1 protein-coding gene is annotated in these 427 nt (G+C 73.5%); it reads left to right on the forward strand.

Annotated features, from left to right (window positions below; translation table 11 throughout):
* A partial coding sequence (locus J0695_RS42435; protein WP_206970114.1) for an SDR family oxidoreductase occupies window positions 1-399 on the forward strand: 399 nt, incomplete at its 5' end.
* Window positions 400-427 lie beyond the last annotated feature (28 nt).

Consider the following 427-nt stretch of genomic DNA (forward strand, 5'->3'; position numbering starts at 1 on the left):
TCATACGCCTGGACGGGCGGCCCGGGGTTCGCCCACTCGGCGGCCGCCAAGGCGGGCGTGAAGAACCTGGTGGAGACCCTGGCCGTCGAGTGGGCTCCGTACGGCATCCAGGTCAACGGTCTGGTGCCGGGGCTCTTCCCGCATGCGGACCTGCCGGAGGCGATACGGGGGCATCTGGAGCGGACGGACGACGACAAGGCGTCGCGCCAGCCCGCGCTGCGGGTGGGCCAGGCGCGGGAGCTGGGGTGGGCGGCGACGTTCTTGGCCTCGCCCTACGCCCGGTTCGTGTCGGGGCACACGATGGTCGTGGACGGGGCGAACTGGCAGCGGCGGAACGTGGTGAACGCGCCGGTGGTGCCGGTGCGGGAGCAGCTGGGGCGGGGCCCGTACGGGCAGTGAGCAGCCCGGACTTCGAGGGCCGCTAGGG

Source organism: Streptomyces beijiangensis (assembly GCF_017315755.1).
Taxonomy (GTDB): domain Bacteria; phylum Actinomycetota; class Actinomycetes; order Streptomycetales; family Streptomycetaceae; genus Streptomyces; species Streptomyces beijiangensis.